Source organism: Massilia polaris (assembly GCF_012927275.1).
GTDB classification, from domain to species: Bacteria; Pseudomonadota; Gammaproteobacteria; order Burkholderiales; family Burkholderiaceae_D; genus Telluria_A; species Telluria_A polaris.
This window is the reverse complement of sequence record NZ_JABBGG010000002.1, coordinates 416,582-433,583: the sequence shown is the minus strand read 5'-3', so window position 1 is coordinate 433,583 and position 17,002 is coordinate 416,582. Positions and strand designations below refer to the sequence as shown.

9 protein-coding genes are annotated in these 17,002 nt (G+C 64.5%); 4 read left to right on the top strand and 5 right to left on the bottom strand.

Annotated elements, in window-relative coordinates; all coding sequences use genetic code 11:
* Positions 1–101 precede the first annotated feature (101 nt).
* A complete protein-coding gene (locus tag HHL21_RS05825; protein WP_169464299.1) occupies positions 102–2,162 on the bottom strand; it encodes a UvrD-helicase domain-containing protein in 2,061 nt (686 codons plus the stop codon).
* Positions 2,163–2,311: 149 nt separating this feature from the next.
* Positions 2,312–2,833, bottom strand: a complete 522-nt coding sequence (locus tag HHL21_RS05820; protein ID WP_169464298.1) for a DUF1003 domain-containing protein — start codon at positions 2,831–2,833, stop codon at positions 2,312–2,314.
* 146 nt (positions 2,834–2,979) lie between these two features.
* Between HHL21_RS05820 and HHL21_RS05815 the strand changes: the two genes are divergently transcribed.
* Positions 2,980–3,465, top strand: a complete 486-nt coding sequence (locus HHL21_RS05815; RefSeq protein ID WP_169464297.1) for an SRPBCC family protein — start codon at positions 2,980–2,982, stop codon at positions 3,463–3,465.
* A gap of 6 nt (positions 3,466–3,471) precedes the next feature.
* Here the strand turns inward: HHL21_RS05815 and HHL21_RS05810 are convergent, their stop codons facing one another.
* The 3 genes from HHL21_RS05810 to hemE form a co-directional block, all read right to left on the bottom strand.
* Entirely contained in the window at positions 3,472–4,914 is a 1,443-nt protein-coding gene (locus HHL21_RS05810) for a dihydrolipoyl dehydrogenase (protein WP_169464296.1), read from the bottom strand.
* Positions 4,915–4,987: 73 nt separating this feature from the next.
* Positions 4,988–7,009, bottom strand: coding sequence for a primosomal protein N' (locus HHL21_RS05805; protein ID WP_169464295.1), 2,022 nt, complete (start codon positions 7,007–7,009; stop codon positions 4,988–4,990).
* A gap of 753 nt (positions 7,010–7,762) precedes the next feature.
* On the bottom strand, positions 7,763–8,845 hold the full coding sequence (gene hemE, locus HHL21_RS05800) for a uroporphyrinogen decarboxylase (protein WP_169464294.1): 1,083 nt from the start codon (positions 8,843–8,845) through the stop codon (positions 7,763–7,765).
* A gap of 136 nt (positions 8,846–8,981) precedes the next feature.
* On the opposite strand from hemE, the gene HHL21_RS05795 reads away from it, so the two are divergent.
* The 3 genes from HHL21_RS05795 (at position 8,982) to HHL21_RS05785 (ending at position 17,001) form a co-directional block, all read left to right on the top strand.
* A complete protein-coding gene (locus HHL21_RS05795) occupies positions 8,982–10,919 on the top strand; it encodes a dipeptidyl-peptidase 5 (protein WP_169464293.1) in 1,938 nt (645 codons plus the stop codon).
* Positions 10,916–15,019 carry a DEAD/DEAH box helicase gene (locus tag HHL21_RS05790; protein WP_169464292.1) on the top strand — a complete coding sequence of 1,368 codons (4,104 nt, stop codon included), beginning with the start codon at positions 10,916–10,918 and terminating at the stop codon, positions 15,017–15,019. The genes HHL21_RS05795 and HHL21_RS05790 overlap by 4 nt, the downstream gene beginning before the upstream one ends.
* Before the next feature lie 113 nt (positions 15,020–15,132).
* Positions 15,133–17,001 (top strand): DUF885 domain-containing protein, encoded by a 1,869-nt coding sequence (locus HHL21_RS05785; RefSeq protein ID WP_169464291.1) that lies wholly within the window; start codon positions 15,133–15,135, stop codon positions 16,999–17,001.
* Position 17,002: the final 1 nt, after the last annotated feature.

The window sequence follows — 17,002 nt, the reverse complement described above, 5'->3', positions numbered from 1 at the left end:
GCGCGGCAGTTGGTCGATAAATGATGGGCAAAGTATTTCCTGCCGGACCGTTTGTGTCAAACGGCGAATTCAACCGTGCGCGCTTGTTTTAGTTGCTTTTTTTACACTTTTGGTGTCGCGAGCAAAGCTTTCAGGCTGGCTAGCCGGTCTTTCGGCGACAGCGTCTCGGCCTCGGTCGGGACGGCGTCGCCGACGTCGAGCGCCATCTCCTTGATGAAGCGCGACACGTCGCAATGGACCTGCTCGCCCGCGCGCTTGCGCTTTTTGCACCAGGTGATTTGCAAGGTACGCTGCGCACGCGTGATGCCTACGTACATCAGGCGGCGCTCCTCCTCGACGCGGGCGGCGATGGTCTCCACCGGCGCATCCGGATCGCCCTTGTGCGGCAGGATGCCTTCCTCCACGCCGACCAGGAACACGTGCGGGTACTCCAGGCCTTTCGACGCATGCAGGGTGGACATGCGGACCGCGTCCTGCTCCTCATCCTGGCCTTCCAGCATCGACATCAGCGCCACCATCTGGGTCAGCTCCAGCAGGTTTTTTTCCTCGCCGGACTTGTCTCTTCCGCCGCAGCCACGTTCTTTCAGCCAGTTGGTAAATTCCAACACATTCTGCATCTTGCTTTGCGCGGCGCGTTCCTCGAAGGTGTCGTACAGATAACCTTCGTAGTTAATTTCCTTCATCATGTCGTCCAGCACCGAGGCAGCGTTCTCGCCGCTGCCGGACGGTCCCGGACGGCTGGCGCGCGCTTCGAGCTGGTTGATGAAGTTGCAGAAGGAACGCAGCGGCAGCAACTGGCGGTCGGGCAGCTTGGCTTCGAGGCCGCCCTTGAAGACCGCTTCGAACAGCGAACAGTTCCACTGCTTGGAAAATTCGCCCAGCACCTCGAGGGTCGCCATGCCGACGCCGCGCTTGGGCGTGGTGACGGCGCGGATGAAGGCCGGGTCGTCACCCTCGTTGGCGATCAGGCGCAGGTAGCTGATGACGTCCTTGATTTCGGCCTTGTCGAAGAAGCTCTGGCCGCCCGAGATCGTGTACGGGATGCGCTCCTTGCGCAGGCACTGCTCGATGATGCGGGCCTGGTGGTTGCCGCGGTACAAAATCGCGTAGTCGGACCACTTGTTCTTGCGCTGGAAATGGTCGGCCGAAATCATGATCGCCACCTGTTCGGCTTCCTGCTCGTCGGTCTGCATGCCGAGCACCTTGATCGGCTCGCCCAGTCCATGCTCGGACCACAGCGACTTCTCGAACAGTTTCGGGTTGTTCGCAATGACCGCGTTGGCGGCCTGCAGGATGCGGGTGGTGGAACGGTAATTCTGTTCGAGCTTGATCACCTTGAGGTCGGGGAAATCATCGCCCAGCGTCTTCAGGTTCTCGACCGAGGCGCCGCGCCACGCGTAGATGGCCTGGTCGTCGTCGCCCACTGCGGTGAACATCGGCTTCTTGCCGATGCCGGTGACCAGCAGCTTGACCAGCTCGTACTGGCAGGTATTGGTGTCCTGGTACTCATCCATCAGCAGGTAGCGCAGGCGGCGCTGCCACTTGTCGCGGATCGGGTCGTTGTTGCGGAACAGCTCGACCGGCAGGCGGATCAGGTCGTCGAAATCCACCGCCTGGTAAGCGGCCAGCGTGGCGACGTAGCTGCGATAGATGCGCGCGGCCTGGGCCTCGTCCTCGTCCTTGGCGCCCTTGATGGCCAGCTCCGGGTCGACCAGGCCATTCTTCCACAGAGAAATTGAATTCTGGATCCGGCGCACCAGTTGCTTGTCGGTCGTGATCGCCAGGTCGGACACCAGCGCGAAGCAATCGTCGCTGTCCATGATCGAAAAGCGGTCCTTCAGCCCGACCCCGTTCGCCTCCTGGCGCAGGATCTTCACGCCCAGCGAGTGGAAGGTCGACACGGTCAGCTGCTTGGCCTGGCGCGGCTGCTTGAGCAGCTTGGCGATACGCTCCTGCATCTCCAGCGCCGCCTTGTTGGTGAAGGTCAACGCCGCGATCGTGCGCGGATCGTAGCCGCGGTCCTCGATCAGGTGGGCGATTTTCTGCGTGATCACGCGCGTCTTGCCCGAACCGGCGCCCGCCAGCACCAGGCAAGGGCCGTCGAGATACATCACGGCTTCGCTCTGGGGAACGTTCAGGCCAAACTTGGGAGCAGAGGACATCGGGAGGGACTTCTTTGGAAGAAACAGCCGCCCATTGTAGCGCAAGCGCCGCCGTCACCGGGGTCTGTCCCCGGGGACGGACCCCGATTTTTAGGCGGAGGCGGTCGTTGCCGTGAGCTGCTGGTGTCCCCGGGGACGGACCCCGATTTTTAGGCGGAGGCGGTCGTTGCCGTGAGCTGCTGGAGCAGCCGTAGCTGTTCCTTGTGCTGCTCGGCGAGGGCGTCGACTTTTTCGTGCAGCGCCATGATCTCGAGCTCGGCCTTGAGGTTCACTTCGTAGTCGTTCTGCACGTTCTCGCGGTCGATCGTCGATTGCCGGTTCTGCGACATCAAGATCAGCGGCGCTTGCACCGAGGCGAGCATCGACAGGAACAGGTTGAGCAGGATGTACGGGTAGGGGTCGAAGGCTTTGTGGCCGTTCTTGGCCAGCAGGAAGGAGTTAGTGCCGACCCAGGCCGCCAGCACCAGCCCGAACACGATGATGAAGGTCCAGGAACCGCCAAACGTCGCCACCGCGTCCGCCGCGCGCTCGCCGACCGTGGATTCGTCCGGCTCTTCCATCTGGCTGCGCGTGATCGAGCTGCGCTTGGCAATCGATTGGGTGACCAGGTCGATACTCTGCCGCTGGCTTGCCTGGAGCTGGGCCATGTACTTGGCGCGCCTGTACTTCATTTCGCTCTCCGTCGATTCTTTAGAAAGGTATATCTGATGCGCAATAGTCTATGCGCAAGGGTGGTTTTTGGCGCGCACGAATGACGTTCTGCGTGCCAATCCGCCCATTGCGTTACCATCACGCCTTAACTTACATGGCGTGCCTTATGATATTTGAACACCTGATTGAAATTAACGACCTGCTCAACCCGCTGATGGATACGATCACGCGCGCGCAGTTGTGGCGCGGCCTGGTGCTGCGCGCCGAGGCGCCGATGCTGTTCGTGCCCCAGCTCGACGAGGCGACCATCGACCAGAAGACGGAAGCGGGCTTCCGCCGCCGCCTGCGCTACGGCCAGCTGGTGGTGCTTGACCATGTGCGCCTGACGCCGATGGAAACCGTGCGCTACGAGGTGCCGGCACAGGGCGAGATCGTCGCTTCCAGCCTGGTGATGGCGATCGAGGCGCCTGCCGAAGGCCGCCTGTTCGTGCGCTTCACCTACGACGACGGCCACGCGGCGTCGTCCGACCCGGCCAGCGAGATGTACGACGATATCAAGCGCTCGCACTACCAGGCGGCCGACATCGATACGATCAAAATCCTGCGCGAGATGGCGGCGTCGGGACGCCTGGACGGCGATTACATCAACTGACGCAGGCTAAACGCCCGGCGTGCAGTCGGGCGCTTTGCTCTGCGCGGGCGCGCCCTTTTCTAGTTCGGCGGCCAGGTCGCGCAATGCCGTACGCATGCCTTCTTCGATCACCGGGTGATAGAACGGCATCTCCAGCATCTGCGGCACCGTCATGCGCATCTGGCACGCCCAGGCCAGCGTGTGCGACAGGTGTTCGGCGCGCGGCCCGATCATCTCGGCGCCGAGGAACAGGCAGCTTCCGTATTCGCCATACACGCGCAGCACGCCGTGGTTCTGCAGCATGACGCGGCTGCGTCCCTGGTTTTCAAACGATACCTTCCCTACCGCGAATTTGTGGCGTCCACCGGCGCACAGCTCGCGGTATGAGGCACCCAGCGTCGCTACCTGCGGCTCGGTGAAGGCGATCGCCAGCGGCGCGCGGCGCAGCCCCGGATGCACGCCGGGATAGCGGCCGGCATTGTCCCCGGCGATCTTGCCGTGGTCGGCCGCCTCGGGCAGCAAGGGCCGTTCGTTGTTGGCGTCGCCGGCGATGAAGATGGCGCTGGTCCCGCACTGCATCGTCAGCGGATCGAACAGCGGAATACCCTTGGCGTCCAGTTCCAGCCCGGTGGTCTCGATGCCGATGTTGTCGACGTTCGGCGCGCGGCCTGCGGCCGCCAGCACGTACTGGAACCGTTCGATGCGCTCGGCGCCGGCGCCGTCGCGGGTCGTCAACAGCACGTCGGCGCCGTCCTGGCGCGCGCTCACTATCTTGTGCTGGAAGCGCAGGTCGAGTTCCGCACCAAGCACCTTCGCCGCGACGTGCAGCACTTCAGGATCGCTGATCTGGGCGACGCTGCCGCCGCGCGCGAAGATCGACACACGCACGCCGAGCCGGTGCAGCGCCTGCCCCAGCTCGAGCCCGATCACGCCGGTGCCGATGACAGCCACCGATTCGGGCAGGTCGGTCCAGTCGAACACCTGGTCGCTGACGATCACGCCCGGACCCACGTCGCGCAGTTCTGCCGGCAGGAAGGGTCGTGAGCCAGTGGCGATGACGACGCGCGACACCTCAATGCTGGTGTGGTCATCGACCTGCAGCGAGTGCGGGCCGGTGAAACGCGCGTGGCCCAGCAGCTTGTCTTCGGCGGGGATGTTGTCGACGCCTTCGAGCACGAAGCCGACAAAGCGGTCGCGTTCGCGCCGCACCCGGCCCATGACTTCCTGTCCATCGATGCGCACCTGGCCGGCATGCACGCCGAAGCCGGCGGCCGCCTGCAGCATGTGGGCCGCTTCGCTGGCGGCGATCAGGAGCTTGCTCGGCATGCAGCCGACGCGGGCGCAGGTGGTGCCGTATGGCCCGCTTTCGATCAGTACGGTGCGCTTGCCCTGCGCGCGGGCGGCGCGATATGCCGACAGGCCCGCGGTTCCGGTCCCGATCACCGCTACGTCCACTGTCAACTTGTTCATCGCTGTCCCCGCTCTGGTAGGTGGATCAAGGCTTGATTCTATTGAAATCCGCCGCATGGCGCTTGCGGCGCGGTCAGATGTCGAGCGGGTCGACCTCGAGCGACCACTTGACCCGGCTCTTCATCTCGCGCAGCGACACGATCCACTCCTTCAAAAAGGCCTGCAGCGCGGGCCGCGAGGGCGACTCCACCAGCAGTTGCGCGCGGTCGACGTTGTGCACGCGCGTCATCGTCATCGGGATCGGGTCGTTGATCGTGATGCCTTCGACCGCGCCGACGTCGCGCGCCGCTTCGAGGAATTCGATGGCGATGGCCAGCTCGCGCGCTTCGGCGCGCAGCAGCGCCTGGTACATGTAGGGCGGCAGTGCGGCGCCGCGCCGTTCGTCGAGCAGCGAGTCGGCGAAACGGTCGTAGTCGTGCTTCACCAGCGCGCCGTACAGCGGATGCGAGGCGTAGCGGGTCTGCACCAGCACTTCGCTGGTGCTGCCGCCTTCGTTGCGCGCGGCCCTGCCGGCGCGCCCGGCCACTTGCATCAGCTGCGCGAACAGGCGTTCGCTGGCGCGGTAGTCCTGCGAGAACAAGGCCGTATCCGGATTCAGGATGCCGACCAGCGTGAGCTTTTTGAAGTCGTGGCCCTTGGCCACCATCTGGGTGCCGATCAGGATGTCGACTTCGCCGCGGTGCACGGTGTCGAACGCCGCCTGGGCGCTGCCCTTGCGGCGGGTCGAGTCGGCGTCGATGCGCAGGATGCGCGCGTCGGGGAACATCTGCTGCAGCCCTTCCTCGACACGCTGGGTGCCGCGCCCGAGCGGCTGCAGGTCGACGTTGCCGCAGGTCGGGCAGTGGCGCGGGATGCGCATCTCGAGGCTGCAGTGGTGGCAGCGCAGCCGATGTTCGGGCTTGTGCAGCACCATGTGGGAGGTGCAGCGGGTGCATTCGCTGATCCAGCCGCAGGCGTCGCACGAGATCACCGGGGCGTAGCCGCGCCGGTTCAGGAACAGCAGCGATTGTTCGCCGCGCTCCATGCGCTGGCGCAGCGCCGCGATCAGGTGCGAAGTCAGCCCGTCTTTCGGCTTGTCGCGTTCCATGTCGAGCAGGCGCACGCGCGGCAGCACGGCATCCTTGACGGCGCGCTCACGCAGCTCCAGCTTGCGGTAGCGGCCCGACCCGGCGTGGTGCCAGCTTTCCAGCGACGGCGTGGCCGATCCGAGCACGATCGGTATGGCGAGCTGACGCGCGCGCCACACCGCCAGGTCGCGCGCCGAGTAGCGCAGGCCTTCCTGCTGCTTGTACGAGGGATCGTGCTCCTCGTCGATGACGATCAGTTTCAGCTGCGGCAGCGAGGCCAGGATCGACAGGCGCGTGCCGAGGATGATGCGCGCGCGTCCCTGGTGCGCGGCCAGCCAGTGCAGCATGCGCTCGCCCTCGGACAGGCTGCTGTGCAGGGTCGCCAGCATCACGCCCGGGAAGCGCGCGCGGATATTCCCTTCCAGCTGGGGCGTCAGGTTGATTTCGGGGACCAGGATCAGGATCTGGGCGTCGGCTTCGCGCTCGAGCACCTGTGAGCAGGCCTGCAGGTAGACCTCGGTCTTGCCGCTGCCGGTGACGCCATACAGCAGGATCGGCGTGAAGCCGCTTGCGCCGCCGATCGCGTCGGCGGCCTGCTGCTGGGCGTCGTTCAGCACCGGCACCGAGATCGGAGTGGCGTCGTGCACCGCGTCGAGCTTGTCCATCTTCTTGAGCGCGCGGTCCAGGTTGACCGTGGTCGGCACGCGCAGGTTCTTGGGCAGCCCGGGGAGGGCCACTTCGCCGAGCGGACGCTGGTAGTAGTCGGCGGCGAAGGCGGCCAGCGCCAGCCACTGCAAGGACAAAGGCGGCAACTGGCTGCGGACGGCCAGCGCACTCTTCAGCTTCCCAGGCGGCACGTCGGTTTCGTGTCCGACCCCGACAATGAGCCCGACTACTTCGCGCGGGCCAAAACTGACCAGCGCCAGCTGGCCCACCGCCGGCTCGGCCCCGGGCTCGCACGGCCAGCGGTAGTCGAAGCAGCTGTCGAGGGGGGTGTCGAGCGCGACGCGGAGGATGCAATAGCTCATCAAGACGGGGTCCGGTCAGCGTTTTCCACCGTCGGATCGACCGAAAAGTCGCTCGTGCGCGGGATGCCTGCGCTGTGCACGAAGTTGTGGACAACTTTGTGAACAAACTCTGGATTCAGGGCAAAAAATTTGTGCTTTGCACAAGACATGCAGGGCTCCGCAAAAAATCAAATAAATTTTTTCTTTTAAATTCAATCACTTGCGAACTGTACTTATACACAGTGTTTTTTGGTAGCGCTTCACGCCCATTGTGCATAACTAATCGTTCAAACGAAGTTTTTGTAGTCGCTTTATTGCTCGATTGCAGCTTGCTGGACCGGCACGCCTTTTTTGAAGGTCGGCCAGAGATATTTACTTTAAGCGTAAGCTTGTGCAATAAATACGTGACAAAAATATCATGCGGCGCAACAAGTACCTCACCCGATGCATGAGCTTTTCGCGTAAGTCCCGGTAAACGCAGGACATTTTTTGTTTATCCACACTGCCTGTTGATAACTTTGTGGATAATGATCAAAAACTGCCATTTTCACAGGGAGAATGCCTAATTTATGAACAGTTTGGTTTGGTCGCTGAAAATAAAAATCTGTTTATTATCAAGCACTTGAAAATTCTCTTCCACGGCAACAACGGCTGAGCATCGAATTTAATGCAATAAATGCAATATGTGAATAAGTGTGATTTTCGCCGCGCGTCTTGATGCTAGGAAAGAGCTGGCCAGGGTCGATGGCCAGCCCGATTTGTAGTCGAACTACATCAAACGCCCCGCTGTTTGCGGCTGAAAGTATGTACCGCGTCGACCATCGCCGTCACCGACTCAGGCGGCGTGAACTGCGAGATGCCATGGCCCAGGTTGAAGACGTGGCCGTGGCCAGCCGACGGCGTGCCGTAGGCGGTCAGCGAGCGCTCCACTTCGGCGCGGATCTGGTCCGGGTTGGCGAACAGGATCGCCGGGTCGAGGTTGCCCTGCAGCGCCACCTTGTCGCCGACCAGCGCGCGTGCGCGGCCGAGGTTCACGGTCCAGTCCAGCCCGACGGCGTCGGCGCCGATGCCGGCGATCTGGTCGAGCCACAGGCCGCCGCCCTTGGTGAACACGACCGCAGGAATGCGCACGCCGTCTTTTTCGCGCTTCAGGCGGTTCAGGACTTCCTGCATGTAGTTCAGCGAGAACTCCTGGTAGGCGCCGTCGGCCAGCGCGCCGCCCCACGAGTCGAAGATCATCACGGCCTGCGCGCCCGCATCGATCTGCGCATTCAGGTAATCGGCCACCGCCGCCGCGTTGATCTTCAGGATGTGGTGCATCAGGTCCGGGCGACTGTACAGCATCTTTTTGATGATGTGCCATTCCTTGGAGCCGCCGCCTTCGACCATGTAGCAGGCCAGCGTCCACGGGCTGCCGGAGAAGCCGATCAGCGGCACGCGGCCGTTCAGCGCGGTGCGGATCTGGGTGACGGCGTTGAAGACATAGTCGAGCGAGCCGAGGTCCGGCGCGCGCAGCGCCAGCACGTCGGCTTCGGTCCGCAGCGGACGCTCGAACTTCGGGCCTTCGCCGTCGGCGAAATACAGGCCGAGGCCCATCGCGTCCGGCACGGTCAGGATGTCCGAGAACAGGATCGACGCATCCAGCGGGTAGCGGTCGATCGGCTGCAGCGTCACTTCGGTGGCGTAGTCGGGATTCTTGGCCAGGCCCAGGAAGGAACCGGCGCGCGCGCGCGTGGCGCGGTATTCAGGAAGGTAGCGCCCCGCCTGGCGCATCAGCCACACCGGGGTGTAGTCGGTCGGTTGGCGCAGGAGCGCGCGCAGGAAGGTGTCGTTCTGGAGCGGGGCGAATTGTGGCATGGCTGACAATAAGGCTTGGGGAAAGGCGCTATTATCGCACTCCCGGACCTGGCAAAGCGCATGCAGCGGGCGCGATTGCAGCGCCGCGGTGTATTCTTTATCATGCTGCCTTGCCCCCAACCTGCGCGAATCCCCCATGACCTCACCTGAACAAACCGCCCCATTCGGCGCCTGGCCGTCCCCGATCAGCGCCAGCATGGTGGCCGCCGGCGCCGCGCCGCTGTCCCAGGTCGCGCTGGACGGCGCCGACTGCTACTGGCTGGTCGGCCGCGCCAGCGAGGCGGGGCGCACCACCCTGATGCGCCAGCGCGGCGGCACGGTGACTGAAATCACGCCGGCGCCATTCAATGTGCGTTCGCGCGTGCATGAATACGGCGGCGGCGCGAGCCTGGTCGCCAACGGCGTCGCCTACTTCTCGCATTTCGCCGACAACCGCCTGTATATGGCGGCCGACGGCGAAGCGCCAGTTGCGCTGACTGCGGCGGGCGCCAACCGCTACGCCGATTTCGTGGTCGACAGCGCGCGTGCCCGCCTGGTGTCGGTTCGCGAAGACCACGGCGCAGGCGGCGCCTACCCGGTCAACACGCTGTGCGCGGTCGGCTTCGACGGCAGCGAGACGGTGCTGGTGCAGGGCGCGGACTTCTACGCGGCGCCGCGGCTGTCCCCGGACGGCCGTTCACTCGCGTGGCTAAGCTGGGACCACCCGCGCATGCCGTGGCAGGGAACCGAGCTGTGGCTGGCCGACCTCGATGAAACCGGCGCCGTGTCGAATGCGCGCCTGGTCGCGGGCGGCCCTGAGGAATCGATCTGCCAGCCCGAATGGTCGCCGGCCGGCGTGCTGCACTTCGTGTCGGACCGCAGCGGCTGGTGGAACCTGTACCGGCTCGCCGGCGGCGCGGTGCAGCCACTGTGCAAGCGGACCGCCGAATTCGGCGGCCCGCACTGGAGCTTCGGCGCTTCGATGTACGCTTTCCGCTCGGACGCCGAGATCATCTGCACTTTCATCGAAAACGGCGTCAGCCGGCTGGCGCGGCTTGCGACAGGCAGCGGCAAGCTTGAACCGATCGCCAATACGTACCAGGAGATCCGCGAGCTGCGCGTGTCCGGCGACACCATCGCGCTGCTGGGCGGCGCCCCGGCCATTCCGCTCGAACTCGCGCGCATCGACCTGGCAAGCGGCTTGCGCGATGTACTCGCGCACTCGATCACCGAACTGCCGCCGGCCGGCTACCTGTCTGTCCCGGAGAGCATCAGCTATACCAGCACAGGCGGGCGCACCGCGCATGCCTTCTACTACCCACCATGCAACGCGGACGTTCATCCGGGAACCGGCAGCAAGCCGCCGCTGATCGTCATCGGCCACGGCGGCCCGACCGGGATGGCGACCAGCACCCTGAAGCTGGCGACCCAGTACTGGACCAGCCGCGGCTTCGCGGTGCTCGACGTGAACTACGGCGGCAGCACCGGCTTCGGGCGCGACTACCGCGACTCGCTCAAAGGCCAGTGGGGCATTGTCGATGTCGAGGACTGCGTCTGCGGCGCGCGCTACCTCGCCATGCGCGGCCTCGCCGACCCCGAGCGCCTGGTCATCCGCGGCTCCAGCGCGGGCGGCCTGACCACGCTATGCGCACTCACCTTCCATGACGTGTTCAAGGCCGGCGCGAGCTACTACGGCGTATCCGACCTCGCGGGACTGGACGCCGACTCGCACAAGTTCGAATCGCACTACAACGAATACCTGATCGCGCCGAAACCGGAATCGGATGCGTTGTACCTGCTGCGCTCCCCGATCAACCACACCGCCCAGCTGAAGCGCCCGATGATCTTCTTCCAGGGACTCGACGACAAGGTGGTGCCGCCGCAGCAGTCGTCGATGATGGTCGACGCCCTGCGCGCCAGCGGCGTGCCTGTGGCCTACATGACGCTCGAAGGCGAAGGCCACGGCTTCCGCAAGGCCGACAGCATCGTGCGCACCCTCGAAGCGGAACTGTACTTCTACCAGCGCATCTTCGGCCTGGCGGCGCCCGGCGCCCCTGCTCCAGTGGAGATTGAAAACATGCCGGGAACTGAATGACCGCTTTCGATTCACTCAAGGCAGAAGACAAGCTGGTACTGGCCCTGTTGGCGCTCGCGGGCGAACCGATGGGCGCCGTCCGTATCAAGGAACATATGGCTGCGGCGGGCCTGCCGGCCTTTGACGCCGACGCAAGCATTGCGCGCCTGCGCAAGGCAGACCTGGCCAGCACCATTACAGGACGCGGATACGCCGTTGCACCGCATGCGGCATGGCCGGCCATCAAACATGCGGTCGACAGCCGTATCCTGCTTCCGCTGCGGCAGGCGTACGAAGAGTGCACGCCGCTGCGCAAGGACTGGCAAGGTTCTTTCATCCTGCGCAGCTACCGCCAGGGGATTGCGCTGCTACGCATGGCGCTGTTCGGCAGGGACGACCCGCGCCATATCGCCACGCTGCTCGCCGCCTGCCTGGAGTGCCATGAGGCGGCCTACCTGCACCCGCTGGTCGACATCTGCGCACGCCCGTTCGACCCCGATCTGATCGACTACATTCATCCGCAGCTGGTGGACGAGGTGCTGACGGTCGTGGTCTGCCACGTCCAGCGCGACCCCGCCAGCGCTGCCGCTGTGCGCGCGTACGCCGAACGCCATGTGGCGAAACATGCTGCGTCGATGAGCCTGCGCATTGTGCTGGCCGAGCACCTGATCCTGTGCGGCCGGCTGGACGACGCGTCGGAGCTGCTGTCCGACCTCGACGCCTCGCTGGCGCTGTTCTTCCGCAGCGTGATCGAGCTGCTGCGCGACGGGCACGCCTCCGCACTGGCCAGCTTCGACCAGGCCCTCAAGTTGCTGCGGCGCGAGACCGGCAAGCGCAAGATGTGCTTCTCCGGCATCGGCGGCCACCTTTACGTGCTTGCGTTGATCCGTTCGTCCGATGCGAAGGGCGACAAGCTGGCCGAAACCTACCTCGATACAGCCACCCGCGCCGTGCAGAGCCACGACACGCCGGTGTATGAACAATTGAGCATGCTGCGGCGGATCCGCGGCGGCACCGTCGATGTCGACGTGCTGCCATCGCGGAATTGGGAAACGGCGCTGCAGCCCTTTATGTTCCGCGCGCTGATGCACTACTGGCTCTCGCTCCCCCAACTGGCGGGACGCCGCGCCGAACTCGAACAGATGCTCGAGCAATCCGAGCTGGCCGGCTTCGATTTCATTTCGGCGCAACTGGCCGGACTGCTCGGCCATCTGGGCAGCATCGTGCACGAACAGCGCGCCATCGAACTGCGCCAGCGCCACCGGCTGCCTGACATGACCATGTGGTTCGAGCGCGAGGAAGCATGGCAGCGCCAGCTCAATGCGCTGATCAACCTGCAGCCGGCCACCAGCACCGAGGTGGTCAAGGAAGGCCGCCTGGTATGGCTGATCGACTACGACGCCAATTACGGCGTGCGCGACGTCGAGCCGCTGGAACAGCGCCGCGACGCGCGCGGCGGCTGGAGCAAGGGCCGGCCGGTCAGCCTGAAACGGCTGCACAACGAGGCGAAGGAGCTGGACTTCGTCAGCGCCCATGACCTGGCGGCGATCGCACTGATTGAAACGCACCGCTACTATGCAGGCAACCAGTTCGTGCTTGACGCGGGCAAGGCCGTCCTCGAATTGGTCGGCCATCCCCTGCTTTTCTGGAAAAACTCTCCTGGTACCCGTGTCGAGGTGCTGCCGGGCGAACCGGAACTGCTGGTCCGTGCGCACCGCGATACCGTCACGATCACAATGCAGCCGCCCATCTGCGCCAGCGACGACGACGTGTGCGTCACGCGCGAAACGCCGACACGCCTGCGCGTGGTGCGCGTCAGGCCGGAACACCGTAGCGTCGGGGCCATCATTGGCGAAGGGCTGGTGGTGCCGCTGCACGCGGAAAAGCAGGTGCTCAAGGCGATCAGCGCGATTTCGTCGATCGTCACCGTACAGTCGGACATCGGCAGCAGCGCGGCGGACATCGCCCAGGTCGCAGCGGACGGCCGCATGCACGTCCACCTGCTGCCCTACCAGCACGGACTCAGGATGCAGGTGCTGGTGCGCCCCTTGCCAGGCACTGGCGCGTACTACCCGCCAGGCAGCGGCGCCGAGAGCGTGATTGCCGACGTCGAAGGCGTGCGCACCGAAGCGAAGCGTGACCTGAACGCCGAACGCGAAGCCGAGCGCCAGCTGGTTGGCGCCTGTATCGCCCTTGAAGAGGCGGAATCGGATCACGGCGAATGGCTGCTCGGCCAGCCGGTTGCCTGCCTCGAACTGCTCGCGCAGTTACAGGAGCAGGATCCGGCGAAGGTGACGGTCGCCTGGCCGGAAGGCCAGTCGTTCCGGGTGACGCGCAAGGTCGATTCGAAATCGGTGCGCATCTCCATCAAGCGCGACAAGGACTGGTTCGCGGCGGACGGCGAAGTGCAGGTCGACGAAGACAAGGTGCTCGACCTGCGCACGCTGCTCGAGATGCTCAAGTCCAGCAAAGGACGCTTCGTCGAACTGGGCGACAACCAGTTCGTGGCCCTGAGTTCGGAGCTGCACCGGCGCCTGATGGAGCTAGCCTCGTTCGGCGAACAGCACGGCGACGGCGTGCGCGTGCATCCGCTGGCCAGCTTCGCGCTGCAGGAACTGGCCGCGGACGCCGGCGGCGTCAAGGCCGACAAACTGTGGAAGGAACACCTCAAGCGGATCGACGCCAGTGCGGCCTTCTCTCCGCAACTTCCGTCGACCTTGCAGGCCGAGCTGCGCGACTACCAGGTTGAAGGCTTCGAGTGGCTGGCGCGGCTGGCCCACTGGGGCGTCGGCGCCTGCCTGGCCGATGACATGGGACTCGGCAAAACCCTGCAGGCGCTGGCGCTGATCCTGTCGCGCGCCCCGCAAGGCCCGACGCTGGTGGTTGCCCCAACTTCTGTGTGCATGAACTGGATGAGCGAGGCAGCCCGCTTTGCGCCGACCCTGAACGTCAAGCTGTTCGGCGCGGGCGACCGCGGCGCGATGCTCGACGATGTACAGCCGTTCGACCTCGTGATCGCAAGCTACGGCCTGCTGCAGCTGGAAGCGGACATGTTCGCCAAGGTAAAGTGGCACACCATCGTGCTCGATGAAGCGCAGGCAATCAAGAACACCGCCACCAAGCGCTCGCACGCGGTGATGGCGCTGCAAGGCGACTTCCGCATGGTGGCCACCGGTACGCCGCTGGAAAACCACCTCGGTGAGCTGTGGAACCTGTTCCGCTTTATTAATCCGGGACTGCTCGGCACCAGCGACCAGTTCAACCTGAAGTTCGCCGGCCCGATCGAACGCGCACAGGACAAGCGAGCGGCCGCCGGGGCACGCGCGCGCCTCAAGCGCCTGATCCAGCCGTTCATCCTGCGCCGCACCAAGGCGCAGGTGCTGTCCGAGCTGCCGCCGCGCACCGAGATCGTCCTGCCGGTCGACCTGACCGAAGACGAAGCCGCGCTGTACGAATCGTTGCGGCGCGATGCGCTGGCCAAGCTGGCCTCGATGGAGGGGCCGGAGAGCCAGAAGTCAATCCAGATCCTCGCCGAGATGATGAAGCTGCGCCGCGCCTGCTGCAACCCGCAGCTGGTCGCGCCCGAGTTGGGACTCCAGAGCAGCAAGCTGACCGTCTTTGGCCGCCTGCTTGACGACCTGCTGGACAACAAGCACAAGGTGCTGGTATTCAGCCAGTTCGTCGACCATCTGACCCTAATCCGCCAGCACCTCGATGCGCGCGGCATCAGCTACCAGTACCTCGACGGGGCCACGTCGATGCAGGCGCGGAAGGACCGCGTCGACGCCTTCCAGGCCGGCGAGGGCGACGTCTTCCTCATCAGCCTGAAGGCGGGCGGGGTCGGTATCAACCTGACCGCCGCCGACTACGTGATCCACATGGACCCGTGGTGGAATCCGGCGGTGGAAGACCAGGCCTCCGACCGCGCCCACCGCATGGGGCAGCAGCGCCCTGTGACGATTTACCGCCTGGTCGCGAAGAACACCATCGAGGAAGGCATCGTCGACCTGCACAAGCACAAACGCGACTTGGCCGACAGCCTGCTCGATGGCAGCGACGCGGCGGCCCGCATGTCCCCCACCGACATGCTGCGCATGCTTCAGGAAGGGTTGGGACACTGACGTCCGGCTGATGTTACAAAACGGGCTCCGCTTTGGCGATTAATGCTAATCTGGCGGCCCGTCGCGCGTGTGCCCATCACGCTTCACGCCCAAGTATTTACGAGGCCACCACAATGATTAAAACGAAAATAGCCCTGGCTGTCCTGCTTACGTCCTTCGCCCTGGCGCCAGTCGGCGCGGCCAAGCCGAAGAAGCAGGGCAAGGCCAAGGTCACCAAAGCCATCAAGGGCAAAGCCGCCAAGGCCAAAGCCCCGGTCGCGAAGAAGGCCGTCATGGCCGCCGCGCCGGTAGCAGCCGCCGCCAGCAACGACAAGGCGCAGGACCGCACGTTCAATACGCGCAGCATGCAGTTCCTGGTAGCGCTGTGGAAGATCAACCCGGAAGGCGCGATCGCCGTCGGCAAATACGAGGGCGCCTCCAACCTGACCATCCCGAGTACGGCCACGCGCGCGCAGCAGCTGGCCTTCGCCAACGAGTGGCTGGAAAAATTCGGCAAGCTCGATCCGAACAAGCTCTCGGACAAGCAGCGCACCGACCTCGCCCTGCTGGTCGGCAAACTGGAAGCGGACCGCTGGTACCTGACCACGTTCAAGGAATACGAGTGGAACCCGGCGCTGTACAACATCGCCCAGCCGATCGACGTGGTCCTGAACACGCCCTACGCCTCGAAGCCGCAGCGCCTGCGCACCCTGCTCAAGCGGATCACCCACGTACCGGCCTACTATGCGGCGGCGCAGTCGAGCATCAAGAATCCGACGCATGAACACCTGCAGCTGGCACTGACACAGGCGCCCGGCACCTTCGCGGTGCTGGCCGAACTTGGCAAGGCGGCTCAGGAATCGATCCTGACGACGGCCGAGAAGAACCTGTTCGCATCGCGCATCGCCAACGCAGGCACTGCGCTGCTTGGCTACGTCGACTTCCTGATCGCGCTGGACAAGCAGCAGCAGGCAGCTGGCAATGCGCGCTCGTTCCGCATCGGCAAAGCGCTGTACGAACCGAAGTTCGGGTACGACATCCAGTCCGCTAATTCGGCTGAACAGACTTACCGCAAGGCGCAGGCCGCACGCGAGCAGCTGCACGCGCGCATGGATGTCCTGTCCGACGAACTGTGGCCGAAGGTGATGGGCTCCACGCCGAAGCCCACCGACCGCATCAGGAAAATCGGCATGGTGATCGACCGCCTGTCGGCAAACCACGTGCCTCGCGAACAGTTCTTCGCCGAGATCCGCCGCCAGATCCCGCAGCTGCAGCAATGGGTGACCAGTAAAAACCTGCTGACGCTCGACCCCGACAAGCCGCTGGAAGTACGCGAAACGCCGATGTACCAGCGTGGCGTGGCCGGCGCGAGTATCGAGGCGCCCGGTCCATACCGCCCGCAGGACCGCACCTTCTACAACGTCACGCCGCTCGATGGCATGACGGCGGAGCAGGCCGAAAGCAGCCTGCGCGAATATAACCACTGGATTTTGCAGATCCTGAATATCCACGAAGCGATCCCGGGCCACTACGCGCAGCTGGTGTACGCGAACAAATCGCCGTCGCTGGTCAAGTCCCTGTTCGGCAACGGCGCGATGGTGGAAGGCTGGGCGGTGTACGGCGAGCGCATGATGCTCGAATCGGGCTATGGCGACAACACGCCCGAGATGTGGCTGATGTGGTCGAAGTGGAACCTGCGCGTGGTGACCAACACGCTCCTCGACTACAGCGTGCACGTGCTGGGCACGAGCGAAGCCGAAGCGATGGACATGCTGGTGCGCCAGGCTTTCCAGACCCGCAGCGAGGCCACCGAAAAATGGCACCGCGCGAAAGTCAGTTCGGTGCAGCTGACCAGCTACTTCAGCGGCTACAGCGACATCATGGACCTGCGCGAGGAACGCCGCCAGGCGCTCGGCCCGCGCTTCGACCTGAAGGCCTTCCACGAACAGTTCCTCAGCTTCGGCAGCGCCCCGGTGCGCATGATCCGCGAGCTGATGAAGTAGG